The organism is Pseudarthrobacter sp. Y6 (genome assembly GCF_050156205.1).
Lineage (GTDB): Bacteria > Actinomycetota > Actinomycetes > Actinomycetales > Micrococcaceae > Arthrobacter.
This window is the reverse complement of record NZ_CP189574.1, coordinates 1081221-1099331: the sequence shown is the minus strand read 5'-3', so window position 1 is coordinate 1099331 and position 18111 is coordinate 1081221. Positions and strand designations below refer to the sequence as shown.

At 66.4% G+C, this 18111-nt stretch carries 13 protein-coding genes; 8 read left to right on the top strand and 5 right to left on the bottom strand.

Annotated features, from left to right (window positions below; genetic code table 11):
* Positions 1 to 133: 133 nt before the first annotated feature.
* The 3 genes from ACQCSW_RS05300 to ACQCSW_RS05290 all read left to right on the top strand — a co-directional run bounded on the left by ACQCSW_RS05300 (position 134) and on the right by ACQCSW_RS05290 (position 6438).
* Positions 134 to 1330 (top strand): TerC family protein, encoded by a 1197-nt coding sequence (locus ACQCSW_RS05300; protein WP_426989813.1) that lies wholly within the window; start codon positions 134 to 136, stop codon positions 1328 to 1330.
* 140 nt (positions 1331 to 1470) lie between these two features.
* The gene (locus tag ACQCSW_RS05295) at positions 1471 to 5205 is read left to right on the top strand and encodes a TM0106 family RecB-like putative nuclease (RefSeq protein ID WP_426989812.1); all 3735 of its coding nucleotides are present in this window, start codon (positions 1471 to 1473) and stop codon (positions 5203 to 5205) included.
* Positions 5206 to 6438 carry an MFS transporter gene (locus ACQCSW_RS05290; RefSeq protein WP_426990627.1) on the top strand — a complete coding sequence of 411 codons (1233 nt, stop codon included), beginning with the start codon at positions 5206 to 5208 and terminating at the stop codon, positions 6436 to 6438. It begins immediately after the preceding gene.
* Between the two features lie 42 nt (positions 6439 to 6480).
* Here the strand turns inward: ACQCSW_RS05290 and ACQCSW_RS05285 are convergent, their stop codons facing one another.
* The 4 genes from ACQCSW_RS05285 to ACQCSW_RS05270 all read right to left on the bottom strand — a co-directional run bounded on the left by ACQCSW_RS05285 (position 6481) and on the right by ACQCSW_RS05270 (position 9689).
* Positions 6481 to 6795 (bottom strand): acylphosphatase, encoded by a 315-nt coding sequence (locus tag ACQCSW_RS05285; RefSeq protein WP_426989811.1) that lies wholly within the window; start codon positions 6793 to 6795, stop codon positions 6481 to 6483.
* A 5-nt stretch (positions 6796 to 6800) separates the two neighbouring features.
* Positions 6801 to 7346, bottom strand: a complete 546-nt coding sequence (locus ACQCSW_RS05280) for a YceI family protein (protein WP_426989810.1) — start codon at positions 7344 to 7346, stop codon at positions 6801 to 6803.
* A 204-nt stretch (positions 7347 to 7550) separates the two neighbouring features.
* Entirely contained in the window at positions 7551 to 8444 is an 894-nt protein-coding gene (locus ACQCSW_RS05275) for a glycosidase (protein WP_426989809.1), read from the bottom strand.
* Between the two features lie 240 nt (positions 8445 to 8684).
* Positions 8685 to 9689, bottom strand: a complete 1005-nt coding sequence (locus ACQCSW_RS05270) for an adenosine deaminase (RefSeq protein WP_426989808.1) — start codon at positions 9687 to 9689, stop codon at positions 8685 to 8687.
* A 195-nt stretch (positions 9690 to 9884) separates the two neighbouring features.
* Here ACQCSW_RS05270 and ACQCSW_RS05265 point away from each other — a divergent pair, with 195 nt between their 5' ends.
* Both ACQCSW_RS05265 and ACQCSW_RS05260 read left to right on the top strand, forming a co-directional pair.
* Positions 9885 to 12542, top strand: coding sequence for an ABC transporter (locus tag ACQCSW_RS05265; protein ID WP_426989807.1), 2658 nt, complete (start codon positions 9885 to 9887; stop codon positions 12540 to 12542).
* A gap of 215 nt (positions 12543 to 12757) precedes the next feature.
* Positions 12758 to 13441, top strand: a complete 684-nt coding sequence (locus tag ACQCSW_RS05260) for a LysM peptidoglycan-binding domain-containing protein (RefSeq protein ID WP_426989806.1) — start codon at positions 12758 to 12760, stop codon at positions 13439 to 13441.
* Between the two features lie 203 nt (positions 13442 to 13644).
* Here the strand turns inward: ACQCSW_RS05260 and ACQCSW_RS05255 are convergent, their stop codons facing one another.
* Complete coding sequence (locus ACQCSW_RS05255; RefSeq protein ID WP_426990626.1) at positions 13645 to 14184, bottom strand: hypothetical protein; 540 nt, start codon at positions 14182 to 14184, stop codon at positions 13645 to 13647.
* A 253-nt stretch (positions 14185 to 14437) separates the two neighbouring features.
* Here ACQCSW_RS05255 and ACQCSW_RS05250 point away from each other — a divergent pair, with 253 nt between their 5' ends.
* The 3 genes from ACQCSW_RS05250 to ACQCSW_RS05240 all read left to right on the top strand — a co-directional run bounded on the left by ACQCSW_RS05250 (position 14438) and on the right by ACQCSW_RS05240 (position 17969).
* Positions 14438 to 15352 carry an MSMEG_6728 family protein gene (locus ACQCSW_RS05250; protein ID WP_111908643.1) on the top strand — a complete coding sequence of 305 codons (915 nt, stop codon included), beginning with the start codon at positions 14438 to 14440 and terminating at the stop codon, positions 15350 to 15352.
* 4 nt (positions 15353 to 15356) lie between these two features.
* The gene (locus ACQCSW_RS05245) at positions 15357 to 16217 is read left to right on the top strand and encodes an SDR family oxidoreductase (RefSeq protein ID WP_426989805.1); all 861 of its coding nucleotides are present in this window, start codon (positions 15357 to 15359) and stop codon (positions 16215 to 16217) included.
* A gap of 255 nt (positions 16218 to 16472) precedes the next feature.
* Complete coding sequence (locus ACQCSW_RS05240; protein WP_426989804.1) at positions 16473 to 17969, top strand: DUF222 domain-containing protein; 1497 nt, start codon at positions 16473 to 16475, stop codon at positions 17967 to 17969.
* Positions 17970 to 18111 lie beyond the last annotated feature (142 nt).

Here is an 18111-nt window from a genome sequence, read left to right as displayed (position 1 = left end):
GCACTCTCCTTGGTTCAAGCCCTCACCGTCAACGCACCGGTTTTCAGCGGTTTGACGGTCCCAGTCCACCCTTGCTCAGGGGGTCATCCAAGTCAAGCAGGACTAACGGCAAACGCCTAGGTAGGGTGGACAGATGGACGTCCCTCCCTTTGTCTGGACCCTGACCATCACGGGAATCGTGGGCCTGTTGGCTTTCGATTTCTTTTTCCATGTCCGGAAGGCCCACACACCCGCACTCAAGGAATCGGCCATCTGGTCCTCCATCTATGTGGGGATCGCCCTCTTATTTGGCCTGGGCGTGCTGTTGTTTGGCGGCACCACCATGGGCACCGAGTACTTCGCCGGGTACATCACGGAGAAGGCCCTGTCCGTGGACAACCTCTTTGTGTTCCTGATCATCATGGCCAGCTTCAAGGTCCCCCGCGCGGACCAACAGAAGGTGCTGCTGTTCGGCATCGTCTTCTCGCTGATCGCCCGGACGGCCTTCATTTTCCTTGGCGCCGCCCTCATCAACAGTTTCGCGTGGGTGTTCTACATCTTCGGCCTGATCCTGCTGGCCACCGCAGGGAACCTGCTCAGGCCGGATAATCACGACGACGACGCGGAGGGTTTGGTGGTCAGGCTCGCCAAAAAGTACCTCCCGGCGTCGGCCCATTACGACGGCGACAAACTCTTCACCCAGGAGAACGGCAAACGCGTCCTCACCCCGATGCTCCTGGTGATGGTGGCCATCGGCGGCACCGACATCCTGTTTGCGCTGGACTCCATCCCCGCCATCTTTGGCCTCACCCAGAACGTCTTCATCGTCTTCACGGCCACGGCGTTCTCGCTGATGGGCCTGCGCCAACTCTTCTTCCTGATCGACGGGCTGCTGGACCGGCTGATCTTCCTCGCTTACGGCCTCGCTGCCATCCTCGGCTTCATCGGCGTCAAGCTCATCCTGCATGCCCTGCACGAGAACACCCTGCCGTTCATCAACGACGGCGAGCACGTCAACGTGGTGGAAGTCAGCACGGGTGTTTCCCTGACCGTGATCCTGGGCGTCCTGGCGGTCACCGTCCTGGCCTCGATCTTCAGCCCGAAGGGCAAGGCCAAGAATGCGGTGTCCGGCGCCAAACGACATGCCACCGAATACCTGGACCTCAATTACGAAACGGACATGGCCGAGCGGGACAAGCTCTTCGCCCGGATGGTCCGGGAGGAAGGCCAGCTCCGCAGCCTGCCGGAGAGGTACAAGCGGCTCATCCGCAACGAAACCGAGTTTATGGACCTCCTCCGCAAAGCCCACACCGAGCACGACGAGGCCCAGGTCCGGGCAGCAAACCCGTAAAGCAACGCGGGGTCACTTACGGCCCATGCACAGGCCCGCGATGGGCCGTAAGTGACCCCGCGATGTCAGTGGCTGTTGCTAGATTCAAATCAGCGTCAGGGGAAGTGTCCTCCGGCCAGGCACGTCAATGGGGAGGCCCCGTGTTTCTGCTCGATCCAGCCAGCGTTGATCCCGGTACCGTTGATCCCGGCCCCGGCGTGCCGAAGGACCTGGTGTTTTCCGCCAGCGATCTTGTGGCCGCCAGCGAATGTGAATACCGCACGCTCCGCATCCTGGACGAGAAACTGGGCCGTTCCCCCAAAGCGCAGTTTCCCGACGACGAGATGCAGCGCCGTGCCGGGGCTCTCGGCGACAAGCACGAGGCCAAGGTCCTGGCCGGCCTGATCGCGCAGTACGGTGCCTGGGATGCCGGCCGCGGCGCCGGGGTGTACTCCATTGAGCGCGGGGAGAACACGCGCGGCGAACTGCTGGCCAGGCACGCTGAGACGGAACTCGCGCTCCGCGCCGGGGCCGACGTCGTTTTCCAGGCAACCTTTTTCGACGGCGAGTTCCTGGGCTACGCGGACTTCATTGTCAACGAGGCCGCCGGAATCGGAAACCCTGGCCGTTACGAGGTCTGGGACACAAAGCTCGCCCGGCACGCCAAGGTGGGCGCACTTCTGCAGCTCGCCGCCTACGGCGACCAGATCATCGGCATGGGCCTGGAACCGTCGCCCAGGGTCACGCTGGTGCTGGGCGCCGTGGTGGACGGCGATTACGTCCGCAGCCACCACTCCCTGCCGGACCTGCTGCCGGTGTTCCGGGAGCGCCGCGACCGCTTCCGCGCCCTGACCGCCGCCCACCGCGAGGCCGGTTCAGCGGTGCAGTGGCAACAGCCCGGCGTCGCGTACTGCGGACGGTGCAACTACTGCGCCGAGCAGGTCCAGTCCCACCGCGACCTCCTGATGGTGGGCGGCATGACCACCCTCCGGCGGAAGAAACTCATCGCCGCCGGCACCACCACCATCGACGCACTGGCCGATCTTCCGCCGGGCAAGGCCACCGGCTCGCTGGTCCGGCTCCGCGACCAGGCCAGGATGCAGCTGGGCCGCGACGTTCCCGACGGTTCCCGCACCTTCGCCAAGGACGGCGAGGAGCACACCGTCACGTTTAAGGTGCTGCCGGTGAATGCCCTGGCAGAGATTCCCCGGCCCAGCCCCGGCGACATCTTCTTCGACTTCGAGGGCGATCCCCTCTGGCAGGACCCCGCCAGCAGCAAATGGGGGCTGGAGTACCTGTTCGGCGTGATCGAGGCGCCTGTGTTTGACGGTGATGCTGCTGACGCCCACGCCGCGGATGAGCCCGCGTTCCGGCCCTTCTGGGCGCATTCGCGCAACGAGGAGCGGCAAGCCTTCCTGGACTTCCTCGCCTACGTGGAAGAGCGCCGCGCCAGGCACCCGGACATGCACGTCTACCACTACGCCGCCTACGAGAAATCGGCGCTCCGGAACCTGTCCGTCACCCACCTCGCCGGCGAGGACATCGTGGACAACTGGCTCCGCGAAGGCGTGCTCGTGGACCTCTACGCCACCGCCCGGCATTCGCTCCGGATCTCCGAGCCGTCCTACTCCATCAAGAAGCTTGAGCCCCTGTACATGGGCGACAACCTCCGCTCCGGGGACGTGAAGGACGCCGGCGCCTCGGTGGTGGCGTATGCCGGTTACTGCGCTGCCCGGGACGACGGCGACGCCGCCCCCGCCGCACACATCCTGGCCTCCATTTCCGACTACAACGAGTACGACTGCCTCTCCACCCTCCGCCTGCGCGACTGGCTGCTCCAGCTCCGCGGCCCGGACGCCTCAAGCGCGGCGCCAGCCGGAACGTCCGACGGCGGCGAACAGCTGCCGCCACAGCCTGCTGTTCCGGACGTGCGAGCCGCGGTCCCCGAACCAGAGCCAACACCGGAGGAGCGCCGCCTGCAGGATTACCTGGCCGGCCTCCCGGACAACCGGCCCTGGTCCAACGACGAACGGGCCATCGCCATGGTGGCCGCGGCCACGGGGTACCACCGCCGCGAGCGCAAGCAGTTCTGGTGGGAGCACTTCGACCGCACCGAGTCCGAGATCGACCACTGGTCTGAGCACCGCAACGTGTTTGTGGTGGATACCGCGGAAGTGCTGACGGACTGGGTGCTGGCAAAGCCCACGGCCAGGATGCGCACCCGCACCCTGAGGCTGACGGGAGTCATGAGCGAGGGCTCGGAGTTCAAGCCTGGAAGCACCTGGTGCCGGCTCTACGATTCGCCGGTCCCTGATGGCATGGAAGATCCCCTGGGAACCACCACGGGCCGCGGCTTCACCTTTGGCACGTTGGTGACCGCCGTGGAAGACCATCCGCGGGTTGCCGGCCAGTCCATGATCACCATCGAGGAACGGGAAACAGGCAAGGTCCCCGCCTACCCGCACATTCCGGTTGCGCTCACCGAGGACCAGCCGATCCGCACCGCCAGCATCGAAGCCGCCCTGGCCGAACTGGCCCAGAATGTAGGTGCCTCGGTGCCCGCACTTCCGGAACATCCCGGCGTCGACATTCTGCGCAAGGTACCGCCGCGCTTCCATTCGATCTCATGTCCCGCCGCGGTCGGAAAGGACGGCTCCGGCGCGGCGGACTACGTCACGGCGATCACCGCCTCGCTGCTGGACCTGGACCGGTCCTATCTTGCCGTTCAGGGCCCTCCCGGGACGGGCAAGACGTACGTCGGCTCACACGTCATTGCCAGGCTGGTGGAGCAGGGCTGGAAGATCGGTGTCGTTGGGCAGTCCCACGCGGTGGTGGAGAACATGCTGTGCACCGCGATCGAAACCGCGGGAGTGGATCCGGCGCGGGTGGCGAAGAAGCTGGCCGCCCCGCATCCCGTGCTGTGGCAACGCACGTCCGACGACGACGTCGCGGCCCTGCTGGGCTCCCCCGGCGGCTGCCTGGTGGGCGGCACCGCCTGGACCATGACCGGCAAGTCCGTCCCCGCAGGGTCCCTGGACCTGTTGGTCATTGACGAAGCCGGCCAGTTCTCGCTGGCCAACACCCTGGCCACGGCCCGCGCCGCCAAGCGCCTCCTGCTCCTCGGTGACCCGCAGCAGCTGCCGCAGGTCACGCAGGGCTCGCACCCGGAACCCGTGGACGAGTCGGCCCTGGGCTGGCTCGCTGCCGGGCACGCCACCCTTCCCAGCGAACTGGGTTATTTCCTAGCGGACAGCTGGCGGATGCACCCGGATCTGTGCCGGGCCGTGTCCGTCCTCAGCTACGACGGAAAGCTCGAAGCGGCGCCGGCGGCATCCCTACGCAGCCTCGCGGACCTGCCGGCCGGAGTGGAAACAGTCTTTGTGGACCATAGCGGGAACACCAAGTCCTCCGCTGAAGAAGCTGCCGAAGTGGTCCGCCAGGCCAAGCGGCACATCGGGCTGAAATGGCTTCCCGGCGGCGACAAGCCGGCCAGGGCCCTGAACACGGAAGACATCCTGGTGGTGGCCGCCTACAACGCCCAGGTCCAGCTGATCCGGCAGGCCCTGCACGACGCCGGCCTGCTGGATGTCCGGGTGGGCACGGTGGACAAGTTCCAAGGCCAGGAGGCGCCGGTTGTCCTGGTGTCCATGGCCTGCTCGGCTGTTGCCGAAGCTCCGCGCGGGGCCGAATTCCTGCTGAACCGGAACCGGATCAACGTGGCTGTGTCACGGGGCCAGTGGCGTGCCGTGATCATCCGTTCCCCCGAGCTGACGAACTACATGCCGACGAAGCCGGCCGTGCTGGAGGAACTTGGTGCCTTCATCGGCCTCAGCGCGGGTAGTCACGGCCCGCGCAACACCCTGAGAAACCGTGTTCTCACCACCAAAGCAGGGTAAATTCAGGGGGTGACATCCCAGAGCAACAGGTTGCCTGTCGGCGCCTTGATCGTCCTTGCCGCCATCGGCTTCACCGCCATCACTACCGAACTCCTGCCCTCCGGCCTGCTGCCCCAGATCAGCGCCGACTTTAGGGTCTCCGAGGCGACCGCCGGGTACCTGACGGCGGGCTACGCGGCCATCATCGTGGTCACAGTGATCCCCTTGTCCCTGCTGCTGTCGCGGATCCCGCGGCACTACCTGCTCATCGCGCTGATCCTGTTCTTCGCTGCCAGCAACGCGCTGGTGGCCATCGTCTCCGATTTCGGCGCCGCGATGGGATCACGGGTGGTGGGCGGCATCGCCCACGGCCTGCTGTGGTCCGCCATGGCCCCCTTTGTGGCTCGGATTGTCCCCGCCCACAAAGTAGGCAAGGCGCTGGCCATCGTGTTCAGCGGCAACAGCCTGGGCCTGGCCATCGGCGCCCCGGTGGGGACTGCCCTGGGCAACCTCGTCGGATGGCGCCCGGCGTTCCTGGTCCTGGCCGCCTCCGGCGTGCTGCTGGCGCTCCTGGCCGTCTGGCTGCTTCCCCCGGTACGGCGCATCCCCGACGCTCCGCACCCGTCCCTTCGCAAAGCGATCGGCCAGCCGGGAGTGAAGACTGTCGCCATTGGCTGGCCCTTGCTGCTTATGGCCCATTTCGCCCTGTTCACCTACATTGCACCGTTCCTGCGCGAGGTGCGGCTGCCTGACTTCAGCATCCCGCTGTCCATCAGTGTCTTAGGCGTTGCCGGGCTGGTGGGCATCTGGATCGCCGGCGTCACCGTGGATTCCCGGCCGCGGCGCTGGCTCCTGATCACGGTCGCAGGCGTTGTCGTGTCCCTGGCGTTGCTTCCGCTGGTGGGAAGCGTCCTGCCGGCCTTGGCGCTGCCCGTCGCGTTGGTCCTGATGTTGGTCTGGGGCACAGGCATCGGAGCCATGGGGATTTACAACCAGTCCGCCATCCTCCGGGCCGGCGGCGAGTACAAAGACGCCGCCAACGGACTGACGGTACTGACCATCCAGATCGGGATCATGATCGGTGCCATGTTCGGCGCTGCCGCCCTCACTTTCGCGGGGCCGCTCCTGATCCCGGTCGCGGCCGCCATTCCCGCCGTCGTCGCGTTTGTGCTGATCCTGGCGGGACGGCGGCACGCCTACCCACTGGGGCCGAAGGAAGGCCAAGCCACGTTGGCCGAAGCAACGTCCACCTAGCCTCCAGCGCAGAGCTGGCCAGGAGCCGGTCAGCGGGCTCGCTCAGCGGGCCCTGAAATCCCGGAACGATCCGTCCGCAGCGGAGATGGACTCCTCCACCCGTTCCACCCGGCCGGGGACGTTCTCTGATCTCAGCCAGTCCAGGAGCTTTTGGACCTGCTGCTCCGGCCCTTCGGCCACGATGGACACCGAGCCGTCGTCGAGGTTCCTCACCACGCCCTTGAGCGCCAGTTCGTCGGCCTTGCCCATCGTCCAAAAACGAAATCCGACCCCCTGCACCACGCCAAAGACGCGGACAGAGAGCCGGATATCGCCGTTATCGCGGCCGGAGCCATCCAGGCGCCCGGAAAAACCCATGGCAGTCAGGACTGCTTAACCAGCGCAGCTTCGACGTTGATCTTCACCTTGTCGCTCACCAGCAGCCCGCCGGCTTCCAGGGCAGCATTCCAGGTCAGGCCGAACTCCTTGCGGCTGATATCGCACTCCGCGGAGAATCCTGCGCGGGTGGCACCAAACGGGTCCACGGCTACGCCGGTGAATTCGACCTCGAGCTCCACCGGCTTGGTGATTCCGCGGATGGTGAGATCGCCCATGAGCGTGTAATCCTCGCCGTCGCCCTCCACCGACGTGGCGCGGAACGTCATCTCGGGGTATTCCTCCACATCGAAGAAGTCCGCCCCCTTCACATGTCCGTCGCGGTTGGCGTCGCCGGAATCGAAGCTGGCAGTTTTGACCGTGGCGTGAAGCGAAGCGTCGGCAAGGGAGGCGCCAACGCGGGCTTCGGCCGAGGCGTCAGTGAAACGTCCGCGGACCTTGCTGATGCCCGCGTGCCGGACAGTGAAGCCGATCTCACTGTGCGACATGTCCAGTGTCCAGACGCCTGATGTAAGGCCTGAAGGTAGGGTCACTTTTGCATCTCCTTTGTGGGAAACAGTGCTGTGGAAACCGGTCAGGACGACCGGTTTCCACACTGCTTCACTCCGGAGTTTTTGTCCAGATACTGATCCCAAAACCGCACCCATCGGCCGTTATCTGGACGAAAACTCCGCGGGTTAGGCGGGGCGGTGGGGCCTGGAACGCAGCTGGGAACGGAACTGGTGGGACGGGCCCGGTCAGTTGATGGTGATGTCCCGCGTGCGGTGGTCGTACCGGATGGTGACCGTGCCACCGACGTGGTGCAGTTCGTGGTTGGGGCCATCGAACGTGCCGAACGCGCCGTAGTTCTCGTCCCACGAGCGGTTCAGGGCGATCTTGAAGGTGTAAGAGCCGGCGGGCAGGTCGGCGCTGATCTTCCACAGCTGGTCCAGGGCATCGAGCGTCAGCTGGGCCTCGTCGTACTGCGGGGCCCAGTTCTCCGGCGCGCCCAGGATGGTGTTGAAGTCCCCGGCAACCGCCACGGCCCCAGGCTGCGGGAAAGTCTCCACAGCAGGTGCTTCTGCCTTTGCCTTAGTCGCTGCTTTTGGCGCTGCCTTGCGCGAGCGGACGGCCTTGACCACGGGCTCCCCGGCGTCTTCGATGGCCTTGGCTGCCTTCCCGACGGCGTCGGCGGCCTTCTTAGCGGGAGTCCGCTTCGCTGGCGCCTTCTTGGCGGGAGCCGTCTTGACTGCCGGTGTCGGTGCCGCTGCCGGTGCCGGTGCCGGTGCCGGCGGAATGGCAACGTCGGCAGGAACCGGAGTGCCGGCGTCGAGGGCTGTGGCGAAGGAATCCGCATCGGGGAAGGCCACCGTGGCGCGCATGCCGTCCTCGGTGATGGTCCAGCCGGAACGGCCCTTGACCAGCCAGCCGGCCTTGACCAGCTTCGCCGTGGCGGACGTGAGCGTCTTGTGCCCACGTGGAATGCCGCCACTGAGCAGCGCCGCCTCGTGATCACTGAACGGCACGCGCTCGGTGGCTTCCGCCAAAACCTCGCCGGCATTGAGTGAACCGCCGGACCATACGCCTTCGGTCAGGACGTGCAGCACTGTCTTGAGTCGGAGGTCGGTGTTATCTGCGATGGACTTGGCCATGATTCCCCTTGCATAATGCGATCTGTCACTAGGCATCCTGCCAACAGCGTGTTAATCGCGCGACTTGAAATGGTTAACTCTGCGTGTCATGACCGACTATGACGCGGATTACGGCAGAAGTGAGGCAGGAGTCTCGGCTAGGGGGCTGTTTACTCAACCCTGGAGCGCTGATCCTGGGTGTCGCCAGGCTCTTCCCGGCCGCGCTCGGGGCACCAGTGTAGCGAGCACGGCCGCGCAGAGCTACAAGCCGTTCAGCTCGTCCAGGAGTTCGGCTTTGCGCTCCTGGGAGGCGAACGACGAATGGATGGAATTGGCCGCGAGCCGTGCCCTGTCGAAGTCTGAAAGGTCAAAAGCGGCCTTCAGTTGGGAAAAGTTGTCGTCCACGTACCCACCGAAGTAGGCCGGATCATCCGAGTTCACGGAGACGTTGAGCCCGGCGGCGAGCATGGCCGGCAACGGATGGTCCGCCAGGGTATCCACGGCCCGCAGCCGGACATTCGAGAGCGGGCAGACAGTCAGCGGAATCCGGTCCGCCACCAGCCGCTCCACGAGCTCCGGGTCCTCCATGCAGCGGATGCCGTGGTCAATCCGCTCCACTCCGAGGATGTCCAGTGCTTCGATAATGTACGACGCCGGCCCTTCCTCGCCTGCGTGCGCGGTCAGCCGCAGGCCCGCTTCGCGGGCTTTGGCGAACAGCCGCTCAAACTTGGCCGGCGGGTTGCCCACCTCGGCCGAATCCAGGCCGATAGCCGCAATGGGAGCGTTCATGGCCAGCAGCCCCTCCAGGACCTCCAGCGCGGATTCCTCGGACAGGTCCCGCAGGAACGCGGCGATCAGCAGGGTGGAAATGCCGAAGTCCTCTTGGGAGGTGGCCAGGGCCGACGCCACCCCGTTGACGCAGGTTTCCAGGCTCACGCCGCGGGACAGGTGGGCCTGCGGGTCCATCATGATCTCCGCGTGCCGGACACCCGCCGAGGCGGCCCGGGCCAAGTAGGCGCGGGTCATGTCGGCGAAGTCCTGCTCGGTCTGCAGCACCGCCATATTGGCGTAGTAGAGGTCCAGGAAGGACTGCAGGTCCGTGAACTCGTACAGTCCCCGGAGCTCCTCCAGGCCAGAGTAGGGAAGAGTGATGCCGTTGCGTTCGGCCAGTTCGAGGATCAGCTCCGGCTGCAGCGTGCCCTCAATGTGCAGGTGCAGTTCCGCGACGGGCAGGGGCTGCGCCGCTTCGGTCTCGGGCAGATCCATCTCCGAAGGTTCCGTCCATGGAAGTCCCGTCCCTGGAAGTTCCGTCTCGGGCACTTCCGTACCTGATAGTTCCGTCTCGGGCACTTCCGTACCTGATAGTTCCGTCTGTGGCAGCGGATCGGCGGCAGTGTCCCGGTTGTTGTCCATCGGGTCAGGATATCGCCCGCCGGCCGGTTCGCGGCTAGAGTCGGCTCAATGCGCAACCCTAAGCAGGCTGACGATCATTCCTTTCCCACTCCCGGCCATCTGGCGGACGGCTTTGTCCGCGTCCGGGGCGCGCGGGAGAACAACCTGCGGAACGTGGACGTGGATGTGCCCCGTGACTCCATCGTGGCTTTCACAGGGGTCTCCGGCTCGGGAAAGTCGTCACTGGCTTTCGGTACCATCTACGCCGAAGCCCAGCGCCGTTACTTCGAATCCGTGGCCCCGTACGCACGCCGTCTCATCCAGCAGGGCCATAATCCCAAGGTGGAGATGATCTCCGGGTTGCCTCCCGCCGTCGCCCTTCAGCAGCGCCGCGGCGCACCCAGCAGCCGCTCCACCGTGGGCACGGTGACCACGCTCTCCAATTCGCTCCGCATGCTGTTTTCGCGGGCGGGCACCTACCCGGTCGGCGCCGATCAGCTGGATTCTGACGCGTTTTCGCCGAATACGGCCGCCGGCGCCTGCCCTGAATGCCACGGGCTGGGGGTCGCGCACACCGTCAGCGAGGAATCCCTGGTCCCGGACCCCGCGTTGACCATCCGGGAAGGTGCCATCGCGGCGTGGCCCGGCGCCTGGCAGGGCAAGAACCTCCGCGACATCCTCAGCCATCTGGGCTACGACGTGGACGTGCCCTGGCGGAAGCTGCCCAGGAAGCAGCGCGACTGGATCCTGTTCACGGACGAACAGCCCGTCGTGGAAGTGACGCCCGAGCGGGACCGGGTGGCCAAGCCGTACAAGGGCCGCTTCTGGAGCGCCAAAAGCTACGTCCTGCACACGCTCGCGGATTCCCAGAGCGCCGCCATGCGCGAGCGTGTCCTGGCGTTTATGGAGTCCGGCCCCTGTCCGCGCTGCAGCGGCACCGGACTCAGGCCGGAAGCCCTCGCGGTGTCGTTCGCCGGCCGCAACATCGCCGACCTCAACGCCGCACCGATGGTTGAGCTGGCCGAAATCATCCGCCCCACCGCCGGGCTCAAGGAAGCCGGAACCGCGTCACGCCGGCAGTCCTCCGGCGAGGAAAACGAGGTGGCATTGGCCATCACCGCCGACCTCCTGCAGCGCATCACCGTTCTCCTGGATCTGGGCCTCGGATACTTGGCGCTGGGCCGCGCCACCCCCACCCTCTCCCCCGGCGAGATGCAGCGGCTCCGGATCGCCACCCAGCTCAGGTCGGGACTGTTCGGCGTGATCTATGTGCTCGACGAACCGTCCGCCGGTCTCCATCCGGCCGACGCCGAACCGCTCCTGGCGGTACTGGACCAGCTCAAGGCCTCCGGCAACTCGGTGTTCGTGGTGGAACACAATATGGACGTGGTCCGCCGGGCCGACTGGCTGGTGGACGTGGGTCCCCGCGCCGGAGAAGCCGGCGGCGAGGTGCTCTACAGCGGGCCGGTTGCCGGGCTCGCGGCCATCGAGGCGTCGGTCACCCGGCCCTTCCTGTTCGACGACGGCGGGGCGCGCGGCGGCGGAGGGTCCTGCGGCGGCGAGTCCTGCGGCGGCGAGTCCTGCGGCGGCGGAGGGTCCTGCGGCGGCGAGTCCTGCGGCGGCGGAGGGTCCTGCGGCGGCGGCACGGCGCCTCGTGCAGGCCAGACCCGGGAACCCGACGGATGGCTGGAGCTCGCGGGGATTAGCCGGCACAACCTCAAGGACCTGGATGCGCGGTTCCCGTTGGGCGTTCTGACGGCAGTCACAGGGGTGTCCGGCTCCGGCAAGTCCACCCTGGTGACGCATGTCCTCGGGGAAGTTGTGGGATCCGGGCTGAAGAATCACCAGGCTCCGCAGCTGGCCGAACCTGATGATGACGCGGGCCCGGCCACGGCGTTGTCTGTGGGACCGGTCAGCGGCGCGGAACGGATCGACAGGCTGGTCACGGTGGACCAGAAACCTATCGGGCGAACCCCCCGCTCCAACCTCGCCACCTACACAGGCATGTTCGACGCGGTGCGCAAGGAATTCGCGGCCACGGGGCAGGCCAGGGCACGCGGGTTCGGCGCCGGGCGGTTCTCCTTCAACGTGGCCGGAGGCCGCTGCGAGACCTGCCAGGGCGAAGGCTTTGTGGCGGTTGAACTGCTCTTCCTCCCGGGCAGCTACGGGCCGTGCCCTGAGTGCGACGGGTCCCGCTACAACCCCGAGACCTTGGAGGTGACGTACCGGGGCAAGAATGTGGCGGAAGTGCTGCGCCTGACGGTGGACGCGGCCACCGGGTTCCTGGCCGACATTCCGGCCGCGGCCCGCAGCCTGAAGAGCCTTGGGGATGTGGGCCTGGGCTACCTCCGGCTGGGCCAGCCCGCCACGGAGCTTTCCGGCGGCGAGGCCCAGCGCATCAAGCTGGCCACCGAGCTTCAGCGTGCCCAGTGGGGACATACCCTCTACCTCCTGGACGAGCCAACCACCGGGCTCCACCCCTCCGACGTTGAACTCCTGATGGCCCAGCTCCATGGCCTGGTGGACAGCGGCAACACCGTGGTGGTGGTGGAACACGAAATGGCCGTTGTGGCGGCGGCGGACTGGGTCATTGACCTAGGCCCCTCGGGCGGGGACGCAGGCGGCCGGATTGTCGCTGCCGGAACCGCCGCCGACGTCGCGAGTTCCACCGACAGCCGCACCGCGCCCTACCTGGCCGCCGCGCTTCCCCAGCCGGTCACCAGCTGACCACCAGAAATCATCTCGGTTTGATAACGGGCCGTCGATGTCCTAGCGTGAAATGCAAGCCCGTTCTTCGGGCGACATGAATGCCCGGTGCTGCCTCCACCAGAACTGCCCGGCCGGCAGACACCGAAAATTGACCTCTAATCGTCAGGGGCGGGCAGTGGCGCGATAACCTCCGGGGACGGACCGAGCGCAGGTGGCCTTCAGGAGCATCACCCATGAAAAACACCACCATTCGTACTGCCGCACGCCGTGGCGTAGCCGTCGCCGCCATTTCCGCGGCCGGCCTTACACTCTCCGTCACCGCAGCCAACGCGGCCACCGACGGCGCAACCTGGGACTCACTGGCGCAGTGTGAAAGCGGCGGAAACTGGGCCACAAATACCGGCAACGGCTACTCGGGCGGCCTGCAGTTCAGCGCCACAACCTGGGCTGCCTACGGCGGCACCGGTGCCGCGGCCGACGCCAGCCGCGAACAGCAGATCACCGTGGCCGAACAGATCCAGGCATCGCAGGGCTGGGGAGCCTGGCCGTCCTGCGCCGCGGAGCTTGGCCTGAGCGGTGGAGGGGGCGCGACGGCGGTGACTCCCCAGAGCGCGCCAGTCCAGAGTGCGCCCGTCCAGGCGCCGGTGGAGAGTGCGCCGGCGCAGGCGCCGGTGGAGCAGGCACCAGCCGCACCAGCCGCGCCGGCTGCGGCCGAGGCCGTGACGGCTCCGCAGCACGCGGCGCCCGTGGAGTTGAGTGGCGAGACCTACACACTTGAGCCCGGCGACACCCTGAGCACGGTCGCCGACAAGCTTGGCATTGAGGGCGGCTGGCAGAGCCTGGCGGACGCCAACCTGGACACCATTGCCAACCCGGACCTTGTGTTCTCCGGGCAGGTCCTCCAGCTTCCCGCCTAGGCTTCAAAAAACTTTCCGCGGGAACCTCCCCTTTCCCCAAGAATGACGGCCCGCGGAAACAACAAAACCCGGCAGCAACAACCCCGGGAAACAGCGACGCCGGAGCGCCCCTCACTGGGGAGCTCCGGCGTCGTCCGTTGTTGTGTTCTGACTGGCCGGCAGGCGCCTGATCTTCCTGCCTGCCAGTCCGCGATCCTGCTGGCTTAGGCTGCCGCCTTGGCCACTGCCGGAATCTCGCGGATGATGCGAACCTTCCACGCGGCGTCGTCGGTGGTGTCCAGCAGGGCCACCGTGCCATGGGCGAGGTTCAGTGCCACACGCTTGGCCGCCAGCAGTTCAAGGTAGAGGTGCTCGTTCATGCGGCTGGGGGTGTCGATCATGAACTTCACGGCGTCACGGACCTTGCGGTAGTTGGCGCTCCGTTCGCGGTGCAGGTGAAGTTCCAGCATCTGGCGCTGGCGCACTTTGGGCTCGTGCTTGTTGAGCCAGGAGACGGCAAGGTGCACACCAATCACCAACGCGAGGGAAACGGCGTAGATCCACCAGCCGCTGGACATCAGGAACAGGGGCAGGTTGCCGATGGCCACGAGCGCGATCACGATCCGCAGCGCGACGATCCGGCGAAGGGTCAGGGCCACGGAGGCCATAGCGGCACGAAAACCGTGCTGCTCGGTCCGCGCCGCGGCCGGGTCAAGGGTAAATTCATCAAGGACCAGAATGCCCTTGGCCTCCGGATCAAGCATCTGCCCGAACTTGGGCACAAAGAGCTGCGTTGAACCGGTGGTCACAACAGGAGAAATTGTCATAAGGGGGCTTCCAGGACGGTGGGGCGTTTCGGTGATCTTAGTGGTTAGCGGCACCCGCTGTATGTATCGGTCCACTATGTGAACTATTCCGCGGCGACGCCGCGCGTGAGGGGCGCTGCCACCGGATCCCGGGCGTGTGGCGCCGGGCACTGCAATTGGCACATCCGCCGCATGCCGTCAGACTGAAGGGATGCAAACCTTCCTTCCGTATCCCGATTTCCGGCAGAGCGCCGCAGCACTGGACACCGCCAGGCTTGGCAAGCAGCGTGTCGAGGCGCTGCAGACCCTCCGGGCTCTGGTGATTCCCGAGTACGGCTGGCTGGACCACCCCGCCGTCCGCATGTGGATGGGCCACGTTCCGGCGCTCACCATGTACGGCCTGGCGATGGTGGACGAATGGACCACCCGCGGCCATGCAGACAACACGCGCGCCAACATCACTGAGTTTGCGCCCCAGGCAGCACACCCGGATTACGCGGCCAAGATCCCGCTGCCGGAGTGGCTCGGAAACCCTGATTTCCACCTGAGCCACCGCGCGAAGCTGCTCCGCAAGGAACCAAAGTTCTACAAGACAGTGTTCCCGGACGCCGACTTGGACCTGGACTTCATTTGGCCTGAGCCCAAGCACGAGTTCTATCCGGCAGAACCCGAGGGCGATATCCTCTGGATCCTCCGCGACCCGCACGCCGAAATCGATCCGCAAACGCTGGATACCGTGGCGCTGCCGCCGATCCGCCGCGGCGGTGCTGTTGCACCCGGCGCTCCTGAAGACGGCTACTCCCCGGTTTACGTCGACGACGGCTCCCGCCGCCCGTCCAAGCAGCCGCGCAAGCTGCCGCCCAAGCAGCTCGTGAAGAAGCCCACCCGGAAGCGCCAGGCGCAGGAGGAAGCATTCGCCACCCTCCCCGGCAAGACCACCGTCGCGGTTTCGTTTGAGGACGGCAACAAGTTCGCTGTCGGGCACGTCCTGGGCCGTCCCATCACGCTCGACGACGGCCGGTTCGGCCGCACCTTCAGCGTCACCGAGGTGATCGACCGGTCCGCGTTCGATTACCCGGCCCTCCTGCAGGACCCCCGGGTGTTCTTCCCGGTCCCCGCTCCCTGAGTCCGTGACCATCCTCCTGGCCGGCTGCGGCGATCTTGGCACCGAAGCGGGCCTGCGCTTCGCCGCGGCAGCGCATCGGGTGGTGGGCTGGCGCCGTTCACCCGAGAAACTGCCCTCTGCGATTGAAGGTGTGGCGGCGGACCTGGGCTCCACGGACCTGCCCGCCGTCCCTGCGGACACCACCGCCGTCGTCGTGGCCGTTGCGGCTGACTCACCCACAGAAGCGGCCTACCATGCCGCCTATGTGGACGGGCTGACGCACGTCCTGGACGCCCTGGAGCGCGACGGCGTGACGCCGCGGCGGGTGCTTTTTGTGTCCTCCACCGCTGTCTACGGGGACGCCGGCGGTGGCTGGGTTGATGAGAGTACGACGGCGGCACCTGGCGGTTTCTCGGGACGTATCCTCCTCGAGGCGGAGGAACTCCTGGTTTCGCGGTTGCGCGGCACTGGTACTTCGCCTGTTGTGTTGCGGCTGGGCGGGATCTACGGTCCGGGCCGAACCAGGCTGATCGACCAGGTCCGTAGCGGGACTGCGGTGCTTCCCGACGAGCCCCGCTTTACCAACCGGATCCACCGGGACGACGCCGCTGCGGCGATCGTCCACCTGGCCACTATGGAAGCTATGCCTGAGCCGGTATATGTCTGTGTGGACAACTCTCCCGCTGATCTTGGGGACGTACTGCGGTTCCTGGCCGCCGAAATGGGCTATCCCGAACCACCGGCCGGTCCGGCCGGCGAGGCCCGCGGCGGAAACAAACGCTGCAACAATGCGCTGCTCCGCGGGACCGGGCTCGAGTTCACCTACCCGACGTTCCGGGAAGGTTACCGGGCAGTTCTGGCACGCACCGGAGTCCGCCACCCGTAGTCTCCGGGCGCGAACGGACACTTGGGGTCCTGCCCCCGACGACCCCGCGCGCGAACGGACGTTTGGGTTCCACAATGTTGGCGCGAAGGGACACCTAAGCCCCTGCTGCGCGCGAGGGGACACTTGCGGCCCTGAATTGCCGCGAGACTGCTGGAGGCTCGGATCGTGGCTTTGAGCGTTCTCCTGGTCTCAGAGTTATTCACATAGCCATTCATCCACGCCGTTATTGTCACACCCTCCCGGGATGATTTGAGTATGGATAGCAGAGCAGCTGTTGAGACGGCGGAGGCACTTTCGGCGACCTTCGCTGAGCTTGCTGTTTCGATCCGTGGCGCTGCTAAAGACTCAGGTTCCGGGGATCCTGATCCGCTGCGCCGTCGGGCCGATATGGCCTTGCAGACTCTGGCTGCCCTCTCCCTCGGGGAAGCGAAGATGGCGGCTCTGAAGGTCCAGGCGGCCTCCGACTATGCCGACGCCGCCCAGACCATTGCGGGCCCTGCCGAGTCCCCGCAGGACCACACTGGACAGGAGATGTCTGTAGTCGCGGAGGTCGCCTGCGTGCTGACGGTCAGCGAACGCGCCGCCAGTGCTCTGCTTGCCGAGGCGCACGTGCTGACCACGGCCCTGCCGTTGACGCTGTCGGCGCTGCAGGACGGGACGATTTCGTGGCAGCACGCCCGGATCATGGTCGACGAAACCGTAAACCTGGACCCTGACGGCGCCCAAGCTCTCGAGGCGCATTTCCTGGATCCCGACGCCCCAAACCATGCAAGGGGTTGCCCTGCAGGTGGGCTCATCCCCGGGCGGTTCCGGCACAAGGCCCGGACGTGGCGGGAACGGCATCACCCGGTGAGCATCGAAAAACGCCACGCACGCGGTGTCCAGGATCGACGGGTGGAGTATGCCCCGGACCGGGACGGCATGGCTTGGCTCTCCGCCTACCTTCCCGCTGATCAGGCGGCGGGGATCTGGGACCGGACCACCACCGCAGCACGCGCCCTCCAAGGGCCTCATGAGGACCGGACCCTCAGCCAGATCCGCGCCGACATCGCCGCCATGTGGCTGCTCGGCAGCAACATCGCCGGCGGCGGAACCGATGGGGTGGCGGGTGTGACCGGCGGCATCGGCGAAACCGGCATGGCAGCGGGTGAAGGTGTTCCGTCGCCGCGGGCGCAGGTCCTCGTCACGGTCCCGGTCATGTCGCTGCTGGGCCTCACGGACGAGCCGGCCATGCTGGATGGGTACGGGCCGATCCCGCCGTCCATGGCCCGACGTCTCGTCGCAGACGGCGCCGAGTCCTTCCACCGGGTCCTGATCGACCCCCGCGACGGGGCTCCGCTCGAGATCGGCCGGACCAGCTACCGGCTCACGAAAGCCCAACGCCAATGGCTCAGGCTACGCGACGGGAAATGCCCGTTCCCCGGCTGCAGCAACCACTCCCTCGACAACGAAGCCGACCACATCCTCGCCTGGGCCCACGGCGGCACCACCGGTATCAACAATCTCGGCCATCCCTGCCCCAAACACCACAGACTCCGCCACACCACAGCCTGGACACCCACCACCGCCACCAAAAACGAACCACCCGGCTGGAGATCACCCACCGGACGGCACTACGCCAGCGAACACCCGGACTGGGAACCACCCCACTGGCCAGACCACCTTCAAGCAATGGCCGAACATATGGCCAAGAATCTGGCCGAACACCCGGAGCCAGCGATGCCCGGACCGAGTCCTGTCCGAACACCTTGAGCTGGATCGTGACCTCGCAATGCCCGAAGATCCGCTGCTGCACTGCCGCTGTCTGACGACGATCTCCCAGACAGGCCGCGCCAGAAGTCGCGTTCCCGCACTGGGCACTACTTCTGGGTTCGGAGGCCAAGGCGGCCGTCTG

What these genes read in the sequence shown, in the direction of transcription:
- ACQCSW_RS05300 (WP_426989813.1), top strand. Translation starts at nt 134, where the DNA reads ATGGACGTCCCTCCCTTTGTCTGGACCCTGACCATCACGGGAATCGTG.
- ACQCSW_RS05270 (WP_426989808.1), bottom strand. Translation starts at nt 9,689, where the DNA reads ATGGATCTGCCCGAGACCGAAGCGGCGCAGCCCCTGCCCGTCGCGGAA.
- ACQCSW_RS05285 (WP_426989811.1), bottom strand. Translation starts at nt 6,795, where the DNA reads ATGGGTTTTTCCGGGCGCCTGGATGGCTCCGGCCGCGATAACGGCGAT.
- ACQCSW_RS05255 (WP_426990626.1), bottom strand. Translation starts at nt 14,184, where the DNA reads ATGCTTGATCCGGAGGCCAAGGGCATTCTGGTCCTTGATGAATTTACC.
- ACQCSW_RS05240 (WP_426989804.1), top strand. Translation starts at nt 16,473, where the DNA reads ATGGATAGCAGAGCAGCTGTTGAGACGGCGGAGGCACTTTCGGCGACC.
- ACQCSW_RS05260 (WP_426989806.1), top strand. Translation starts at nt 12,758, where the DNA reads ATGAAAAACACCACCATTCGTACTGCCGCACGCCGTGGCGTAGCCGTC.
- ACQCSW_RS05265 (WP_426989807.1), top strand. Translation starts at nt 9,885, where the DNA reads ATGCGCAACCCTAAGCAGGCTGACGATCATTCCTTTCCCACTCCCGGC.
- ACQCSW_RS05250 (WP_111908643.1), top strand. Translation starts at nt 14,438, where the DNA reads ATGCAAACCTTCCTTCCGTATCCCGATTTCCGGCAGAGCGCCGCAGCA.
- ACQCSW_RS05275 (WP_426989809.1), bottom strand. Translation starts at nt 8,444, where the DNA reads ATGGCCAAGTCCATCGCAGATAACACCGACCTCCGACTCAAGACAGTG.